16 protein-coding genes are annotated in these 15459 nt (G+C 59.1%); 11 read left to right on the top strand and 5 right to left on the bottom strand.

Annotation, left to right across the window (positions count from 1 at the left end; all coding sequences use genetic code 11):
* Positions 1-58 precede the first annotated feature (58 nt).
* Positions 59-1069 carry a GlxA family transcriptional regulator gene (locus Q0899_RS03120; protein ID WP_298291803.1) on the bottom strand — a complete coding sequence of 337 codons (1011 nt, stop codon included), beginning with the start codon at positions 1067-1069 and terminating at the stop codon, positions 59-61.
* A 147-nt stretch (positions 1070-1216) separates the two neighbouring features.
* Here Q0899_RS03120 and Q0899_RS03125 point away from each other — a divergent pair, with 147 nt between their 5' ends.
* Positions 1217-2584, top strand: coding sequence for a class II 3-deoxy-7-phosphoheptulonate synthase (locus Q0899_RS03125; RefSeq protein WP_298291801.1), 1368 nt, complete (start codon positions 1217-1219; stop codon positions 2582-2584).
* Positions 2585-2637: 53 nt separating this feature from the next.
* Here the strand turns inward: Q0899_RS03125 and Q0899_RS03130 are convergent, their stop codons facing one another.
* Positions 2638-3237 (bottom strand): PAS domain-containing protein, encoded by a 600-nt coding sequence (locus Q0899_RS03130; RefSeq protein ID WP_298291799.1) that lies wholly within the window; start codon positions 3235-3237, stop codon positions 2638-2640.
* A gap of 251 nt (positions 3238-3488) precedes the next feature.
* Between Q0899_RS03130 and Q0899_RS03135 the strand changes: the two genes are divergently transcribed.
* From Q0899_RS03135 to Q0899_RS03145, 3 genes are read left to right on the top strand one after another with little or no spacing between them, the layout of a single operon-like run.
* Positions 3489-4376 (top strand): YicC/YloC family endoribonuclease, encoded by an 888-nt coding sequence (locus Q0899_RS03135; RefSeq protein WP_299191064.1) that lies wholly within the window; start codon positions 3489-3491, stop codon positions 4374-4376.
* 2 nt (positions 4377-4378) lie between these two features.
* Positions 4379-5023 carry a guanylate kinase gene (gene gmk, locus Q0899_RS03140; RefSeq protein WP_298291795.1) on the top strand — a complete coding sequence of 215 codons (645 nt, stop codon included), beginning with the start codon at positions 4379-4381 and terminating at the stop codon, positions 5021-5023.
* Positions 5020-5547 carry a gamma carbonic anhydrase family protein gene (locus Q0899_RS03145; protein WP_299191065.1) on the top strand — a complete coding sequence of 176 codons (528 nt, stop codon included), beginning with the start codon at positions 5020-5022 and terminating at the stop codon, positions 5545-5547. The genes gmk and Q0899_RS03145 overlap by 4 nt, the downstream gene beginning before the upstream one ends.
* Here Q0899_RS03145 and Q0899_RS03150 read toward each other — a convergent pair.
* The gene (locus tag Q0899_RS03150; protein WP_298291791.1) at positions 5544-6140 is read right to left on the bottom strand and encodes a histidine phosphotransferase family protein; all 597 of its coding nucleotides are present in this window, start codon (positions 6138-6140) and stop codon (positions 5544-5546) included. The genes Q0899_RS03145 and Q0899_RS03150 overlap by 4 nt on opposite strands.
* 28 nt (positions 6141-6168) lie before the next feature.
* Between Q0899_RS03150 and Q0899_RS03155 the strand changes: the two genes are divergently transcribed.
* The 3 genes from Q0899_RS03155 to Q0899_RS03165 all read left to right on the top strand — a co-directional run bounded on the left by Q0899_RS03155 (position 6169) and on the right by Q0899_RS03165 (position 8048).
* Complete coding sequence (locus Q0899_RS03155) at positions 6169-6354, top strand: DUF3553 domain-containing protein (protein WP_298293296.1); 186 nt, start codon at positions 6169-6171, stop codon at positions 6352-6354.
* A 120-nt stretch (positions 6355-6474) separates the two neighbouring features.
* Positions 6475-7221, top strand: coding sequence for a GNAT family N-acyltransferase (locus Q0899_RS03160; protein ID WP_298291790.1), 747 nt, complete (start codon positions 6475-6477; stop codon positions 7219-7221).
* Positions 7222-7265: 44 nt separating this feature from the next.
* On the top strand, positions 7266-8048 hold the full coding sequence (locus tag Q0899_RS03165; RefSeq protein WP_298358295.1) for a 1-acyl-sn-glycerol-3-phosphate acyltransferase: 783 nt from the start codon (positions 7266-7268) through the stop codon (positions 8046-8048).
* Here Q0899_RS03165 and Q0899_RS03170 read toward each other — a convergent pair.
* Positions 8020-8652: a thiamine phosphate synthase gene (locus Q0899_RS03170; protein WP_299191066.1), complete on the bottom strand. Its 633-nt coding sequence runs from the start codon at positions 8650-8652 to the stop codon at positions 8020-8022. The genes Q0899_RS03165 and Q0899_RS03170 overlap by 29 nt on opposite strands.
* Before the next feature lie 112 nt (positions 8653-8764).
* On the opposite strand from Q0899_RS03170, the gene Q0899_RS03175 reads away from it, so the two are divergent.
* From Q0899_RS03175 to Q0899_RS03190, 4 genes are read left to right on the top strand one after another with little or no spacing between them, the layout of a single operon-like run.
* Positions 8765-9529 carry an RNA methyltransferase gene (locus Q0899_RS03175; RefSeq protein WP_299191067.1) on the top strand — a complete coding sequence of 255 codons (765 nt, stop codon included), beginning with the start codon at positions 8765-8767 and terminating at the stop codon, positions 9527-9529.
* Between the two features lie 52 nt (positions 9530-9581).
* Positions 9582-10718 carry a heme A synthase gene (gene ctaA, locus Q0899_RS03180; protein WP_299191068.1) on the top strand — a complete coding sequence of 379 codons (1137 nt, stop codon included), beginning with the start codon at positions 9582-9584 and terminating at the stop codon, positions 10716-10718.
* Between the two features lie 4 nt (positions 10719-10722).
* On the top strand, positions 10723-12192 hold the full coding sequence (locus tag Q0899_RS03185; RefSeq protein ID WP_298291781.1) for a carboxypeptidase M32: 1470 nt from the start codon (positions 10723-10725) through the stop codon (positions 12190-12192).
* A 6-nt stretch (positions 12193-12198) separates the two neighbouring features.
* Entirely contained in the window at positions 12199-13257 is a 1059-nt protein-coding gene (locus tag Q0899_RS03190; protein WP_299191069.1) for an acyltransferase, read from the top strand.
* Between the two features lie 4 nt (positions 13258-13261).
* Here the strand turns inward: Q0899_RS03190 and Q0899_RS03195 are convergent, their stop codons facing one another.
* Positions 13262-15346 carry an ABC transporter ATP-binding protein gene (locus tag Q0899_RS03195; protein ID WP_299191070.1) on the bottom strand — a complete coding sequence of 695 codons (2085 nt, stop codon included), beginning with the start codon at positions 15344-15346 and terminating at the stop codon, positions 13262-13264.
* Positions 15347-15459: the final 113 nt, after the last annotated feature.

Raw genomic sequence — 15459 nt, forward strand, 5'->3', positions numbered from 1 at the left:
CGCCAGATCAAACTCATTTCTACGGCGAAACGCCCCGGCTGTCGCAGAAGTGAGGGGGCTAGGCGCCGGAAATCTTGGTCGCGTGGGCGCCGCGCTCGCGGTAGGGGGTCGTGTCATAATGTGCGCGGTAGCATTTGGAAAAATGCGATGGGGAGGCAAAGCCGCATGCCAAAGCCACGTTGATCACGCTCATATCGGTTTGCATCAGAAGGTTGCGCGCCTTCTGCAACCGGATTGCCATGTAGTAGCGCTTCGGCGAGCGGTTCAGGTAGCGACGGAACAGCCGTTCCAGCTGGCGGGTCGACATCCCAACTTCTTTGGCCAGCAGGGAGGGGCTGATTGGCTCCTCGATATTGACTTCCATCATCTGGATGACGCGGCTGAGCTTTGGATGGCGCACGCCGATGCGGGTTGGGATCGACAGGCGTTGCTGATCCTGATCGGTTCGGATCGAGCTGTAAATCTGTTGGTCGGCCACCATATTGGCGACCTCTTCGCCCAGATCGGTCGCGATAATGCTCAGCATCAGGTCGATGGAGGACGTGCCGCCGGCGGTGGTCATGCGGTTGCCATCAACCACAAACACCGACTTCGTCAGCTCAACATCCTCGAATTCTTCGGCAAAGCTGTCCTGGTTTTCCCAGTGAATCGTGGCTTTCTTGCCATCCAACAGCCCGGCGCTCGCCATGGTGTATGCCGCGGTACAAAGCGCCCCGATCTTGACGCCGCGCCGCGCCTCGCGCCGCAGCCAGTTCAACAGCTTCTTGCTGGTGGCGCTCTGAACATCCACGCCGCCGCACAACATAATAACGTCATCGCGCTGTAGCTCGGTCAGGTCCATGTCCAGCCCGTAGGTGATCCCTGCCGAACACTCCGCCGTTTCGCCCCCTTCGCCCGCAAGCACCCAACGGTAGCTGCCGGGCACCATCCGGTTGGCGATCCGCAACGCCTCAATCGCGCCTGCAAAGCTCAACATGGTGAAGTTTTCCATCAGGACAAACACGTATCTGCCCGCTGTCGCGGGGGTGTTTTCCTCGGGGCGCCCCGTTACTGAGCTTGGCGTTGTCACATGGACCTCCCAATCCACACAGAGGTTAGGCGATCCGCTCTAACTAAGTCTCACCCTTAGCTGAGTTTTCGACATTGGCAAGCCCCGCAATGCAGACTAAACAGGGCCTTCTTACATGAGACCGCTAACATGCACGGAGCAATCAGCATGGCACAGACCTGGACCAAGACCGACTGGCGCAACAAACCACGCATCCAGATGCCTTCTTATACCGACGCCGACAAACTGGCATCGGTAGAGGCCCAGCTGTCTAAGTATCCGCCGCTGGTTTTTGCGGGTGAGGCGCGCAAACTCACGCAACAGCTTGGCGCCGTCAGCCGCGGCGAGGCGTTTCTGCTGCAGGGCGGCGACTGCGCCGAAAGCTTCGCGGATTTCTCCGCCGACGGCATCCGCGACACGTTCAAGGTGATGCTGCAAATGGCAATGGTGCTCACCTACGGCGCCAAGGTGCCCGTGGTCAAAATCGGCCGCATGGCAGGCCAATTTGCCAAGCCGCGCTCTGCCGACACCGAAACCAAGGACGGCGTTGAGCTGCCAAGCTACCGCGGCGACATCATCAACGAGCTGGACTTCACGCCGGAGGCCCGCATCCCGGACCCCGCAAAAATGCTGCAGGCCTACACGCAGGCCGCCGCCACGCTGAACCTGCTGCGCGCGTTCTCTAAGGGTGGCTATGCCGATGTGCATCAGGTGCATTCCTGGACGCTGGGCTTCACCGCCAGCGAGCAGGCCAAGGAATTCCGCGAGATGGCGAACCGCATCCAGGATTCCCTGGACTTCATGGCCTCCGCCGGATTGACGTCGACCACCAATGCCGAGCTGGCCTCGGTGGATTTCTACACGTCGCACGAGTCCCTGCTGCTGGAATATGAGGAGGCGCTGACCCGCGTCGATTCCACATCCGGCAAGTGGCTGGCGGGCTCAGGCCATATGATCTGGATCGGCGATCGCACCCGCCAGCCTGACGGCGCGCATGTGGAATTTGCCAAAGGCGTGCTGAACCCGATTGGGCTGAAATGTGGGCCAACCATGACCACCGGGCACCTCAAGTCGCTCATGGCCACGTTGAACCCCGAAAACGAGCCGGGCCGCCTGACCCTGATCAACCGCTTCGGCGCGGGGTCCGTAGGCGAGCATCTGCCGCGCCTGATTAAGGCGGTGAAGGAAGAGGGCGCCAATGTGGTTTGGACCTGTGATCCGATGCACGGCAACACAATCAAGTCGTCCTCCGGCTACAAGACCCGGCCCTTCGACAGCGTCCTGCGCGAGGTGCAGGAATTCTTTGGTGTTCACAAAGCCGAAGGCACCGTCGCTGGCGGCGTGCATTTCGAGATGACCGGCGCGGATGTGACCGAATGCACCGGCGGCGTCCGTGCAGTCACAGACGAAGACCTGTCGGATAGGTACCACACGGCCTGCGATCCCCGCTTGAACGCGTCGCAATCTCTGGAATTGGCGTTTCTGGTGGCTGAAGAGCTGTCAGAGCGGGCGGGCGTGCATCGCGCCGCTGTCTGAACACGAACGCTACGCACATGTTGAAAGCCCTCTGACCGGCGGTCAGGGGGCTTTTACTTTACAACCCTGAGATACGGGTGCGGCGCTTGGGCCTGATAGGGGGCCTGCGCTTCGGCAAATGATGCGGTTTCCGGGGCGGGTTGGATATGGCGGTCCGTCTCGGAAAGCCCCGTCAACAATGACGTGCGTTGCAGCTCGGTAACCCGGAACCGGCGGGGCGGGGTGCCGACAATGCCTTGCGTGCTCAGGCAGCCAATGGCGCGATCCGTCTCACCGGTTTCGCTTTTCAGCGGCAGGATCAACATATTGCCGACCAGCTCCGGCGCGTCGCGTTCTTGTGCCACAAGCTTGTATTCCTGAATCTCCGGCGTCTCGAACACCGCGTCAATCTGGGCGTCAAACTGGTCTCGCGCGTCAGGGGAAATGAGGCTGCGCAGGGTCATGCCGCGCACTTCCATTCCCATGATGTCGCTGATCTCCAGCCCTGCAAGGCGGAACCTGATCTGCGTGTCCATGGTGCGCTCCAGGACGAAGCACACCTCAAGGAAGGACGACATTTCACGCGGGTCAATCTCAGAGCGTAGCGGCATCAGCCGTCCGCCACGAAGCTCTTCCCAATAGGCGCGGATCTCGGCGAGGATCGGTTGTGTCATAGCTGTATGGTAGGTCCCGAATGGAATAACGTTTTCGGGTCGGACGGACCCGTTCGATAATTGCGCTCGCATGGTCTTGCACCCTATGGTTGCAGTATGTGCTACTTGAAAAGCCCACCCCACGAGGGCCCGCTGCAGTTGCCGCAACCTTCAGGTTTTGTTAACCCTAGATGCGAAAACTTAACGTGCTCTTAATATGGCACATTTTATGCAAATTGCAGCCAGCAGAAACGTTAACAGGTTAATAACACATGGTTCACTCAATGACCGGCTTCGCGTCGGAGAGCGGCGCGGCAGGCGGGGTCAGCTGGACACTCGAAATGCGCGGGGTCAATGCCAAGGGGCTCGACATCCGTGTGCGAGCACCGGAACGCATGGTCGGATTTGACCAGAAACTGAAAGCGCAATTCCAGAAAAATCTCAGCAGGGGCAACATCAATGTCACCCTGCGATACGAGGTAGACGGCGCTGCGGGCTCGCTGCAAATCAACGAAGCGGTGTTGGACAGCTACTTGAGCGCCGCAAAGACAGTGAAAGACAGGGCCAAAGCTGCTGGGGTGAACATGGACAGCCCCAATGCCGCTGACATTCTGGCCCTGCGCGGTGTGCTGGCAACAGGCGACGAGACCGAAGCACTGCCACCGGAAGCCGATGCCCTGAAGACAGCCGACAAGGCCCTCAAAGCATTCCTTGCCATGCGCGCGGCCGAAGGGGCCGCCCTAAAGAGCGTGTTGGAGACCTCGCTGGATGATGTCTCCCGACTGGTCACAGATGCGGCCGCATTGGCGGAGGCCCGCAAAGATCAGGTGGCCGATGCGCTGCGCACCAATCTGACACGCGTTTTGGCAAATAGTGACGGCGCTGATGCGGACCGGGTGGCGCAGGAATTGGCGATGCTGGCGGTCAAGGCCGACGTCACCGAAGAGATTGACCGCTTGAAAGCCCATGTTGACGCCGCGCGCGACTTGCTGGCGACAAAGGGCGCGATTGGCCGCAAGCTCGACTTCCTGATGCAGGAATTCAACCGGGAGGCGAACACGCTGTGTTCCAAGTCCGGGTCGACCGATCTGACCCGCGTGGGGCTTGACCTCAAAGCGTTGATTGATCAGATGCGCGAGCAAGTTCAGAACGTGGAGTAATCATGTCAGACCGGCGCGGAATCCCCATCATCTTGTCCTCGCCATCCGGCGCGGGCAAATCGACACTCTCCAAACTCCTGATGAAGTGGGACCCGAGTATCACCTTTTCGGTTTCCGCGACCACGCGCAAACCCCGAGATGGCGAGGTGGACGGGCGCGATTACTATTTTCGGACCCGCGATGAATTTCAGCAGATGGTCGAAAACGGCGAAATGTTGGAACATGCGGAAGTCTTCGGCAATTTTTACGGCTCGCCCTTTGGACCTGTTGAAACGGCCTTGAAAGTCGGCCGCGACATAATCTTCGATATCGACTGGCAAGGCGGCCAACAAATTCGCGGCTCGGCATTGGCGGCAGACTTGGTGACCATTTTCATTCTGCCGCCCTCGATTGCGGAGCTGGAAAACCGTCTCCGTGGGCGCGGTCAGGACAGCGATGAGGTGATTGCGGACCGCATGACCAAAAGCCGGGACGAGATCAGCCATTGGGCGGAATACGATTACTGTATCGTTAATCATGACATCGCCGACAGCGAAGCGCAGCTTAAAGCCATCTTAACGGCTGAACGGCTTCGGCGGACCCGGCAGTCCGGATTGGTCGATTTCGTACGAGATCTAAATGTACAATTTGGGGAAAGAGCCAAATGACATTGTACAATTTGGGACAAAACAGCCCGCAATTGCCGGTATCAGGCGATTTTTGGGTCGCCCCGGACGCCAATGTCATCGGCAATGTGATCCTGCAGGACGCCACCTCCATCTGGTTCGGCGCGACCCTGCGCGGCGACAACGAGCCGATCATTGTGGGCGAGGGCACCAACATTCAAGAGAACTGTGTGCTGCATACCGATATTGGATCACCGCTAACCATCGGAAAAAATTGTACAATTGGCCACAAGGCCATGCTGCATGGCTGCACGATAGGCGAGGGTAGTTTGATCGGCATGGGTGCAACCGTGCTCAACAATGCCGTGATCGGCAAAGGGTGTTTGATTGGTGCAGGGGCGCTAATCACCGAAGGCAAAGTGATCCCCGACGGCACCATGGTGCTCGGCACGCCCGGCAAAGTTGTGCGCGAGCTGAATTCCCAGAAAAAGCAGGGCCTTATCGCCTCCGCGCTACATTATCAGGACAACATGCGTCGCTTCCGCGACGAGCTTGAAACGCTCTAATAGCGAACGGAAACCGCGCTGTCGGAATGCCCCACAGATGCGGATTGACCTGTCACCTCAAACGCGTCTTTGAGCAGCTGAAACTGCACCTGGTTTGAGCTGAGTGGTTCGGAGGGCTGTCGGTTCAGGCTGGACCACACATCCGCATCAAACCTCACCACCGGGCCGAAGGCCTGCAATTGCCAGTTGCCCCGATCTGCGTTCACCACGATTTCACCTCCTTGTGGAAGGGTGGTTTCGACGCACATCAGTGCAAGAAACGCGATTTTTGCTTCCGTTCTTGTTGGGTCTGATGGTGGTGACCAGCGGACCGATATACGCCCGCCACCGTAGCAACCATCCAACAATTTCAGCACGTTAGCACGCGACATCATCTGGGAACCGGTTGCCGCCCCAAGTGCGACGCGGAAGAATTTCACCCGTGCATTGGCGCTGTCGACGGCTTCTTCTATCAGCTTCATTTCCGGGGTGTTGGCGACGCCGGACATCGCCAGCAGCTCCACCCCATTGCTGATCGCGCCCAAAGGGCTGATAAGGTCATGACAAATGCGGGATCCAAGCAGTGCAGCGCTGTCTTTGAGGTCAATGCTCATACGGTCTGGTCCAAGGGGTTGTGCCATGATGGAAGATTTGAACTCTCTGTTGGAGCCGGGGATGCTGGTACGCCACCCGGACGCGCCCGATTGGGGGCTTGGACAGGTTCAATCCAACATAAATGGTAAAATAACAGTTAACTTTGAGCATCAAGGCAAGGTGACAATAAATGGTTCGAATGTTCTGCTGGTGGTGCAGCAGGGGGCTGAATGAAGTGGCAGAAAACGTGGGTTTTAGAATGATGTACTGCCGCCATCAAATAGCGCTTTGCCTTGCCGGGCAAGTCTATTCGGGGAAGCAGGCGTTTTGAGGCCGATACCCGCGGAATTTGAAATGCGCATCGCGACTTCCGTTGAAGACACCCGCGGCGCCGAACGGCTGCGCTACAGCGTGTTTGTGGAAGAATTGGGTGGCAACGGGGGCGAGGTGGACCATGAGGGCCGCTTCGAGCGTGATCGCTTTGATGCGTTTGCCGACCAGCTTGTCTTGATTGATCCGGGAGTGGACCCGCAGAGCTATAACCATGTCATCGGCGTTTACCGGCTGTTACGCGCGCCGCAGGCCTGCGCGGCAGGGGGGTTCTACAGCGAGGCGGAATATGATTTGACGCCGCTGAAATCCTCCGGTCGGACATTGTTGGAACTGGGACGATCTTGCGTCGACGCCCGCCACAGAGGCGGGGCCGCGATGTTTCATCTCTGGCAGGGCGTCGCCGAATACGTCCTGAAGCATGAGATTGAAGTTCTTTTTGGCGTGGCAAGCTTTCATGGAACGGATGTGGCCGCACTGGCGCAACCGTTGTCGCATCTTCACCACAGCCATCTTGCGCCGCCGGACCTGCGGCCGCGTGCCAAGGTGCACCAACCAATGGACGTTGTCCCGCCCGAGCATGTGAAACGCCCCGCCGCCATGAAGGCGACGCCGGCGTTGATCAAGGCCTACCTGCGCCTCGGCGGTATGGTCGGTGATGGTGCCTTCGTTGACCATGACTTCAACACGGTCGACGTGTGCCTCGTGGTGGACACCGAGAAGATGTCGGCCAAGCATCGCGACATTTATGCAAAGGGGCAGCGGTCGTGACCTGGCGCGATGTGGCAGAGCCAGAGGCGAGACCGCCCGGGATCATGGGATGGGTCCGGGTCATCTTGCGAGGTGTGCCTCTTGGTCTGCTGGTCTTTGGCGGGCTTTTGGTCTTGCTGCTGGTTCGCCTCGTTGAACGCCCGATATTTAGGATGCAGCGCCCCATAACACCTGTCATTTCACGCAACGTGTGTCGTTGGTCCCTTGTGTTGTTGGGGGTTAGATTCTCCGCCCGGGGCGCACCGATGGCCGAAAAAGGCGCAGTGGTGGCAAATCATTCGTCCTGGCTGGACATATTTGCGCTGCATGCAACGCAGGATGTCTATTTCGTTTCCAAGTCAGAGGTCGCTGGATGGCCCGGTATCGGCTGGCTGGCCCGTGCGACCGGTACGGTGTTTATCCGCCGTGATCCGAAAGAGGCCGCCAAGCAGAAGACCATCTTTGAGGACCGGTTGCAGGCGGGTCATAAACTGCTGTTCTTCCCGGAAGGCACCAGCAGTGACGGGCGACAGGTTCTTCCATTTAAATCAACGCTTTTTGCCGCGTTCTTTACAGAAGAATTGCGCGATATTTGCCATATTCAGCCTGTGACGCTGACCTATCACGCACCTGAAGCGGAGGACGACCGGTTCTACGGTTGGTGGGGGGACATGGAGTTCGGACCGCACCTGCTGCAAACGCTGGCCGCGCCGCGGCAAGGCCGTATTGAATTGGAGTACCACGCACCGCTGAAAGTTGCCGACTTTGCCCAACGTAAATCGCTTGCAGCGGCGTCAGAGGCCGCAGTGCGTGCTGGTCTCAGCTTAGAGGCGCCACCAACGCCTTGAGGGCGTCGAGGGGCGTGTCAGACTTCCAAATTTCGGGGCCAATTGCGAAGAAATCAGCGAATGGCGCAAACTGTTCGACTGTCTCGACGGTGATGCCGCCTTCGGCCACGATGGGCAATTCGATCATTTCCGACCACCATTGGAAGTCTTCGATGGCGGCCAGCTCTCCTGCGCCTAGCCCAGTGTCGCTTGTCGGACCCAGTGCGACATAATCCGCGCCACTTTCGCCTGCATTCATGCCTTCATGCCGCGACGCGCCGCAGGCGGCCCCGACAACCACATCTGCCCCCAGTTCCTTGCGGGCAAAGCGGACGGTACGGGCGCCGTCATTGAGATGCACACCGTCCAAGCCCAGCTTTTCGACAAGCCGCACGTGGGTGTCGAGGATCAGGGGGATGTCGCGGGCGTGGCAGGTTTCGCGCAGCACATCTGCCGCGCGGCTGACCTCGTCCTCGTCAGCAGCTGCCAGGGCGAGGCGTACACACGCAATCTCGACCTCATCCATGATGCCCGACAACAGCGAAGGGAAACGAGACAGCTCGATCTCCGGAGGGGTGATGAGGTAAATTTGCGGGACCTGTTGGTCCTCTGCTGCGTCAATCATAGGTTCGGCCTTTTCTTTGGCACCGTCATAGCGGCGAGGAAGCGGCCTCACAAGACCATTGCGAACGGGGCAGGCGGCGCTTAAACCCCGAGCAAACCTTAGGAATTCGACGATGTCAGGCACAGATCACGACGCACAGGCAGAATGGGGCGGCCCCCAACCGGTCATGGTGTTGGTCAGCCCTCAAATGGGCGAAAACATCGGCTCCGCCGCGCGCGGCATGCTCAATTTTGGGCTGGAACGGATGCGGTTGGTCGACCCGCGTGACGGCTGGCCCAATGCCGCTGCGACAGCGACTGCGTCCGGTGCGGCCAAGGTGCTCGATCATGTGACGGTGTATGGCACAACCGCAGATGCGGTTGGCGATGTTGATTATGTCTTCGCGACAACCGCGCGCGGGCGCGATATGACCAAGCCCGTGGTCACCCCGGAAAAGGCAATGGGGCAGGCCCGCACCATGATCGCAGCAGGCAAGAACGTCGCCGTTTTGTTTGGGCCGGAACGGGCCGGGCTTGAAAACAGCGATGTCGCGCAGGCAAACGCGATTATTTCGGTCCCGGTGAACCCCGGTTTTGCGTCGCTCAACCTTGCGCAGTGCGTTTTGCTGACCGCCTATGAATGGCGTAGACAGTCCGACGAGGCAGAGATTGCGCGAGACCAGGCCGAAGCGGCGTCGCAGCTGGAGATACAGAAACTTTATGAACATTTCGTTTCCCGTCTCGATGTTGCCGGATTCTTTTTTCCCGAGACCAAAGCGGACAGCATGAAGCTGCACCTGCGCAACATGCTGTCGCGCATGCCGCTGACCCCGCAGGACGTGCAGATTTTCCACGGAATGCTGCGGCAATTCGTGCGCTGGAAAGAGCGCGACGACTAGTTGCCGCGCGCAGGCACGCAGACTAGGTTGAGCGCCAACAAGAGGGGCAGTGATGGCAGAAAAGCGTTCCATATTCGAAGAAGTTGACACCGCTGAGAAACCGGCGACGCAAGCTGGTGTGATTGATCGCGCCAAGCGTCCCGGCGCGCGCGGGGCTATCCGCGCCTGGCTGATGGTGCTGTTTGCGTTGGTCGTGGTGATGATCGTTGTTGGCGGCTTGACCCGACTGACGGATAGCGGGCTGTCGATAACGGAGTGGAAACCTGTCACAGGGGCCATCCCGCCGATGAGCGCCGAAGTCTGGGATCAGGAATTCGAGAAGTACAAACAAATCCCGGAATACCAGCTTCAAAACTCCTCGATGACGCTGGACGAGTTCAAAGTCATCTATTGGTGGGAATGGGGGCACCGCCAGCTTGGACGGGTCATTGGTCTGGTCTGGGCGCTGGGCTTTGCCTATTTCGCGATCCGCAGACAAATTCCATCCGGCTGGACCGGGCGATTGGTGCTGATCGGCGCCTTGGGCGGGCTGCAAGGCTTTATTGGCTGGTGGATGGTGTCCTCAGGACTGGAAGGGGCGCGGCTGGATGTGGCGCCGTATCGGTTGGCAACCCATCTTGGGCTTGCCTTCGTGATCCTCGGCCTGATTTGTTGGTACATACTGTCGCTTGGCCGTTCAGAGGCTGACCTGATGCAATCGCGCCGCAACAGCGAGCCGAAACTGAAGAAGATGGTCAGCGGGCTGCTGCATGCGGGCTACCTGCAGGTCATTCTCGGCGCGCTTGTCGCCGGCAATGATGCAGGGCGCACCTATACGGATTGGCCCTTGATGGGCGGCGACGTCTTTCCGGCACTGGCGTTTGAGCTGGAGCCGTGGTGGCGCAACTTCTTTGAAGGGGAGGCGCTGGTGCAGTTCAACCACCGGCTGCTGGGCTACTTCGTCTTTGTCTTTGGCATCGTTGTCTGGCGCCGGTCCCGCAGCTCGGGCAACCGCGCGATCAAACAGGCCTTTGACTGGGTTATGGTGATGCTCTTCGGCCAGATGGTGTTGGGCGTCGGAACGGTGCTGTATGCGGCACCAGTTCATCTGGCCATCGTCCATCAATTGGGCGCGGTTGTGCTGATTTGCATGATCCTGCGCGCGCGCTTTCTGGCCATGTACCCAACTGCCCAATCCGTGAGGGGATAGCACTATGACCGCCTATGATGAGTTGATGGCCTACGAGCGGGTGACCCAAGCGTTGGGCTCTGTTGCCGGGCGCACTGGCTGGGACCAGGAGACGATGATGCCCGAGGGGGCGGCGGACCTGCGCTCTGAAGAAATGGCCGCGCTTGAGGAGGTTCTGCATGCCCGGCGGACCAACCCGCGCACGGGTGAATTGCTGGAGACCGCGGAAGCGCCTGATGACGCCTCCAGTGCGAACTTGCGCCACATCAGGCGCAGCTTTGAGCGGACCACGAAGATCCCAGCTGATCTGGCGACGGCCATTGCCCGCCATACCTCCAAGGGGCAGGGAATATGGGCCGCGGCGCGGGCAGACAATGACTTCAAGTCCTTCGCCCCGGTGCTGGAGGAAATGATCCGGCTCAAACGGGAAGAGGCGGCCTGCCTTGCGGCAGGTGGCGATCTGTATGACGCGCTGCTGGATGACTACGAGCCTGGCATCAAAGGCCGTGAGCTGCAGGCGATTTTCGACCGGATGCGCCCACGACTGGTGGCGTTGCGGGAAAAGGTGTTGGGGGCCGATGCGCCCGCTGGGCTGGATCAGGAATTTGACGAGGCCGGACAATTGGCCGTATCGACCTTGCTGGCGCAAACCTTTGGGTATGACATGAGCATTGGCCGCATCGACAAGGCGGTGCACCCGTTCTCAAGCGGGTCAGGCACCGATGTGCGCATCACCACGCGCACAAGCCCGCGTGACCCGTTCAACTGCTTCTATTCCACGATCCACGAGGTCGGGCATGCCTGCTATGAACAGGGCATCAACCGCGACTATGAACTGACCCCGCTGGGGTCGGGCGTGTCTATGGGCGTGCATGAAAGCCAGTCGCGGATCTATGAAAACCAGTTGGGGCGGTCACGTGCCTTCACGGGTTGGCTTTACGGCAAGATGCGCGACCAGTTTGGCGATTTCGGCGTCGCCGACGAGGACAGCTTCTACGGCATCGTCAACCGCGTGGGGTCCGGCTACATCCGCACCGAGGCGGACGAGGTGCATTACAATCTGCATGTCATGCTCCGGTTCGATCTGGAGCGTCAACTGATTGCTGAGCAGCTAGAAGTTGCCGACCTGGAGGAGGCTTGGAACGCCCGGTTCGAGGCCGATTTCGGTGTCGCCGTGGACAAGCCCGCGAACGGGGTGTTGCAGGACGTGCATTGGTCTTTCGGTCTGTTTGGCTACTTCCCGACCTATTCGCTTGGCAATGTCTATGCGGGCTGTCTGTACCAGTCTTTGCGCGAGGCCGTGCCCGCACTCGATGAGCAGCTGAGCAAGGGCGACACAAGCCATGCAACGGCGTGGCTGCGAGAGAACCTGCAGCAGTTTGGCGGGCTACGCGAGCCGCGCGACACGATCCGCCATGCATGCGGGTTTGAACCGACGGAGGGGCCGTTGCTGGATTATCTGGACCAGAAATTCGGGGCGCTCTACGGGGTGTAATACGCGATGAATGCCTCGATCATCCGGCGCTATGGCGACACTGACTTCATCACGGGGCTGCGGGCGATTGCGGCGACGATGGTGGTGGCGTTTCACTGCTCGATCTTCCGCGAGTTTGGCCAGATCGGGGAGAATGTCACCGAGGCCGGGCGGTACGGCGTGCAGGTGTTTTTCGTCATTTCCGGCTTTACCATCGCGGCGACCTATCTTGGGGCGCCGTCCTACCTGTCCTATCTGGTCAGGCGGTTGATGCGGATCGCGCCGGTGTATTTCTTCGTCATCGGCGCTGCGATCGCCTTGACGGTGGCGGGGGTCATAACCGGCACCGGCTGGTCGGCCAGGTTTGGCGTGGAAACGGATGCCTATAACCTGTTGATGCATCTGACATTCATGAGCTTCTGGGACTACAAGATCGCCAACTCGTTGATCGGTGTGGAATGGACCATTCCGGTAGAGGTCTTCTGGTACGTCATCCTCCCTTGGGTCATTGCGCGGGCGGTTGGCGTGCGGAAAGCTGTGATCTTTATGGTGGGGTTGGCTGCGCTTGCATTCGCGACCATCCTTATTGGAGCGCAGCTTGGGCCAAGCCTGATTTCAGAATGGTTCCCAACGACTTACGGGCCGTATTTTCTGCTGGGTGTGCTGACCTACAAGCTGCGTTCCTCAACCCAGATGATCGGCAGAGAGACTATGGCCTTTTGGGGCGGCGTCGCCATCTTCCTGTTTGCCTGCGTTGCTGCGCCAGTGATGACAGGGGCGTGGGTTGGGGTGGCGACGGCGCTGATTATTGTGGGGCATCGGTCGTCGGGCGGGGTTAGCATCCTGACCACAACGCCGCTGCTGTTTGCAGGGTCGATCAGCTACAGCATCTACTTGTGGCATGCCTTGGTGGTGCGCTACTTCGCTTTGCCGGAGAGCTTTCCGGGATATCTGGAGTTCCTGGTCGTTTTCGGCGTCACGCTTGTGCTGTCCGTGCCCACCTATCTGCTGGTCGAAAAGCCGACAAACAGGTGGGGGGCCGTGATCGCCAAAAGCCCCGCGGTGCTAAAACGTCAGGCCGCGTAAGCCCTTATTCTGCAGCGATTTTAATGACCGGTTCCATGCGGGCGAGGATGTCGTCCGCCAGGTGGCATTTGACTTGGTGGTTGCCCTCAAGGATGCGAACTGGCGGGACTTCTTTGTCACACAAACCGCCCGGCACCTGATCTTTCCAACGGCAACGCGTCTGGAAGGGGCAGCCGGTGGGCGGGTTCATGGCAGATGGGATGTCGCCCTCTAGCACGATATGCTGCTTCTCAATACTGGTATCCGCGATGGGCACCGCGCTGAGCAGGGCTTCCGTGTAGGGGTGGTAAGGCGGCTGGAACACCTGATCGGTTGTACCCAGTTCAACCACATGGCCAAGGTACATTACCATAACGCGATCAGATAGATAGCGCACGATGCTCAAGTCGTGGGAGATGAACAGAAGCGTGGTTTTATTCTCCCGCTGGATCTCCATTAACAAATCGGTAACCGCTGCCTGAACGGACACATCAAGCGCCGAAACAGGCTCATCGGCCACCACAATTTTGGCGTCACCGGCAAAAGCGCGGGCGATGCCGACGCGTTGTTTTTGGCCACCAGACAGTTGGCGGGGCATGCGGCCCGCAAATTCTCGCGGCAATTTCACCAGATCTAGAAGCTCCAGCATGCGGTTTTCGCGGTCGGCTTCGGTTTCGCCGATGCCGAAAATTTCCAAAGCGCGGATGATTTGCCGGCCCACGGTCATCGACGGGTTCAGCGTATCGAACGGGTTTTGGAACACCATTTGCACGTTGGAGACCGTTTTGGTGTCACGGTCTTCAATCGGCGTGTCTTGTATCTCGGAATTGTTAAGAAGTATTTTACCGTCCGTCGCGGTCTCCAACCCCATCAAAACCTTGGCAAATGTGGATTTGCCGCAACCGGACTCGCCCACGATGGCCAGTGTCTCGGATTCGCGGGCCTCGAAAGACAGGGTTTCGTTGGCTTTGACGACCTTCTTGTTGGACCCGCCAAAGAGGGCGGAGGCGGCGACTTCGTAGTATTTCTTGAGGTTGTCCATCTTCAGGACAACATCGCCGGGTGCGGGTTTTTCTGTTTGTTTCCCGACGTCTATCGGCGCGTTCCAGTCGATCTCTGCGTATTTCAGGCAGCGGGTTTCGTGGCGGTCGCCAGTCGACAGTTCCGCCATCGGGATCACGCCCTGATCGCAGCGGCCGGCTTCGAAATAGTCGCAGCGGGGGCCGAAATTGCACCCGTTGGGGCGTTCATGGGGCAGGGGGAAATTGCCGGGAATGGCCACCAAGGGGCGCGCGTTTTTGTCGGCGCCGGGCAACGGGATAGAGCGGAATAGGGCCTGCGTATAGGGGTGCTGCATCTCGTCGAAGACGTCGGAAATGCGCCCAGTTTCAACGGTTTCGCCGGAATACATCACGCAAATGCGGTCGCAGGTTTCCAGCACCAATCCGAGGTTGTGGGAGATGAACAGCATGGAGGTGCCGTATTTCTTGCCGAGGTCTTTGACCAGCTCGACCACGGCGGCTTCGACGGTCACGTCCAAAGCGGTTGTGGGCTCATCAAGGATCAGCAGAGAAGGCTTTGACATCAAGGCCATGGCGATGACGATACGCTGTTGCTGGCCGCCGGACAGCTGGTGCGGGAAGCTGTTCAGGATGCGTTTGGGGTCGGGCAGCTTAACGTCGGTGACCACCTCTAGGGCGCGCTCATAGGCCTCTTTTTCCGAGGTGCCGAAATGGATCATCGGCACTTCCATCAGCTGCTTGCCGATGCGCATGGCGGGGTTCAAGGATGCCATAGGCTCTTGATAAATCATGGCAATTTCGGAACCGCGGATGTTGCGCAGCTCTTCTTGCGACATCTGCCCGAGGTCTTGACCTTTGAATTTGATCGAGCCGCCGACGATGCGGCCGTTGACGCCGAGATCTTGCATAACCCCAAGCGCCACGGTGCTTTTGCCGCAGCCGGATTCGCCGACCAAACCCATGGCCTCGCCGGGGCGCACGGTGCAGGAAAAGTCCATAACAGCAGGGATTTCACGCAATCTGGTGAAGAAGGAAATGGAGAGCTTGTCGATCTCCAGGATGGGGCCGTCATAGGTCTGGTCAGCCATTAACCTTCTCCTTTTTGGGTCATTTCGGGCGTACACAGCGCGTACACACCCTGTACACAGCCTGTACCGACACGCCGTGCTGACAGGTCGTTAATCTTTAGGTCCGCCACCGG

The sequence above is a fragment of the uncultured Litoreibacter sp. genome (assembly GCF_947501785.1).
GTDB lineage: Bacteria > Pseudomonadota > Alphaproteobacteria > Rhodobacterales > Rhodobacteraceae > Litoreibacter.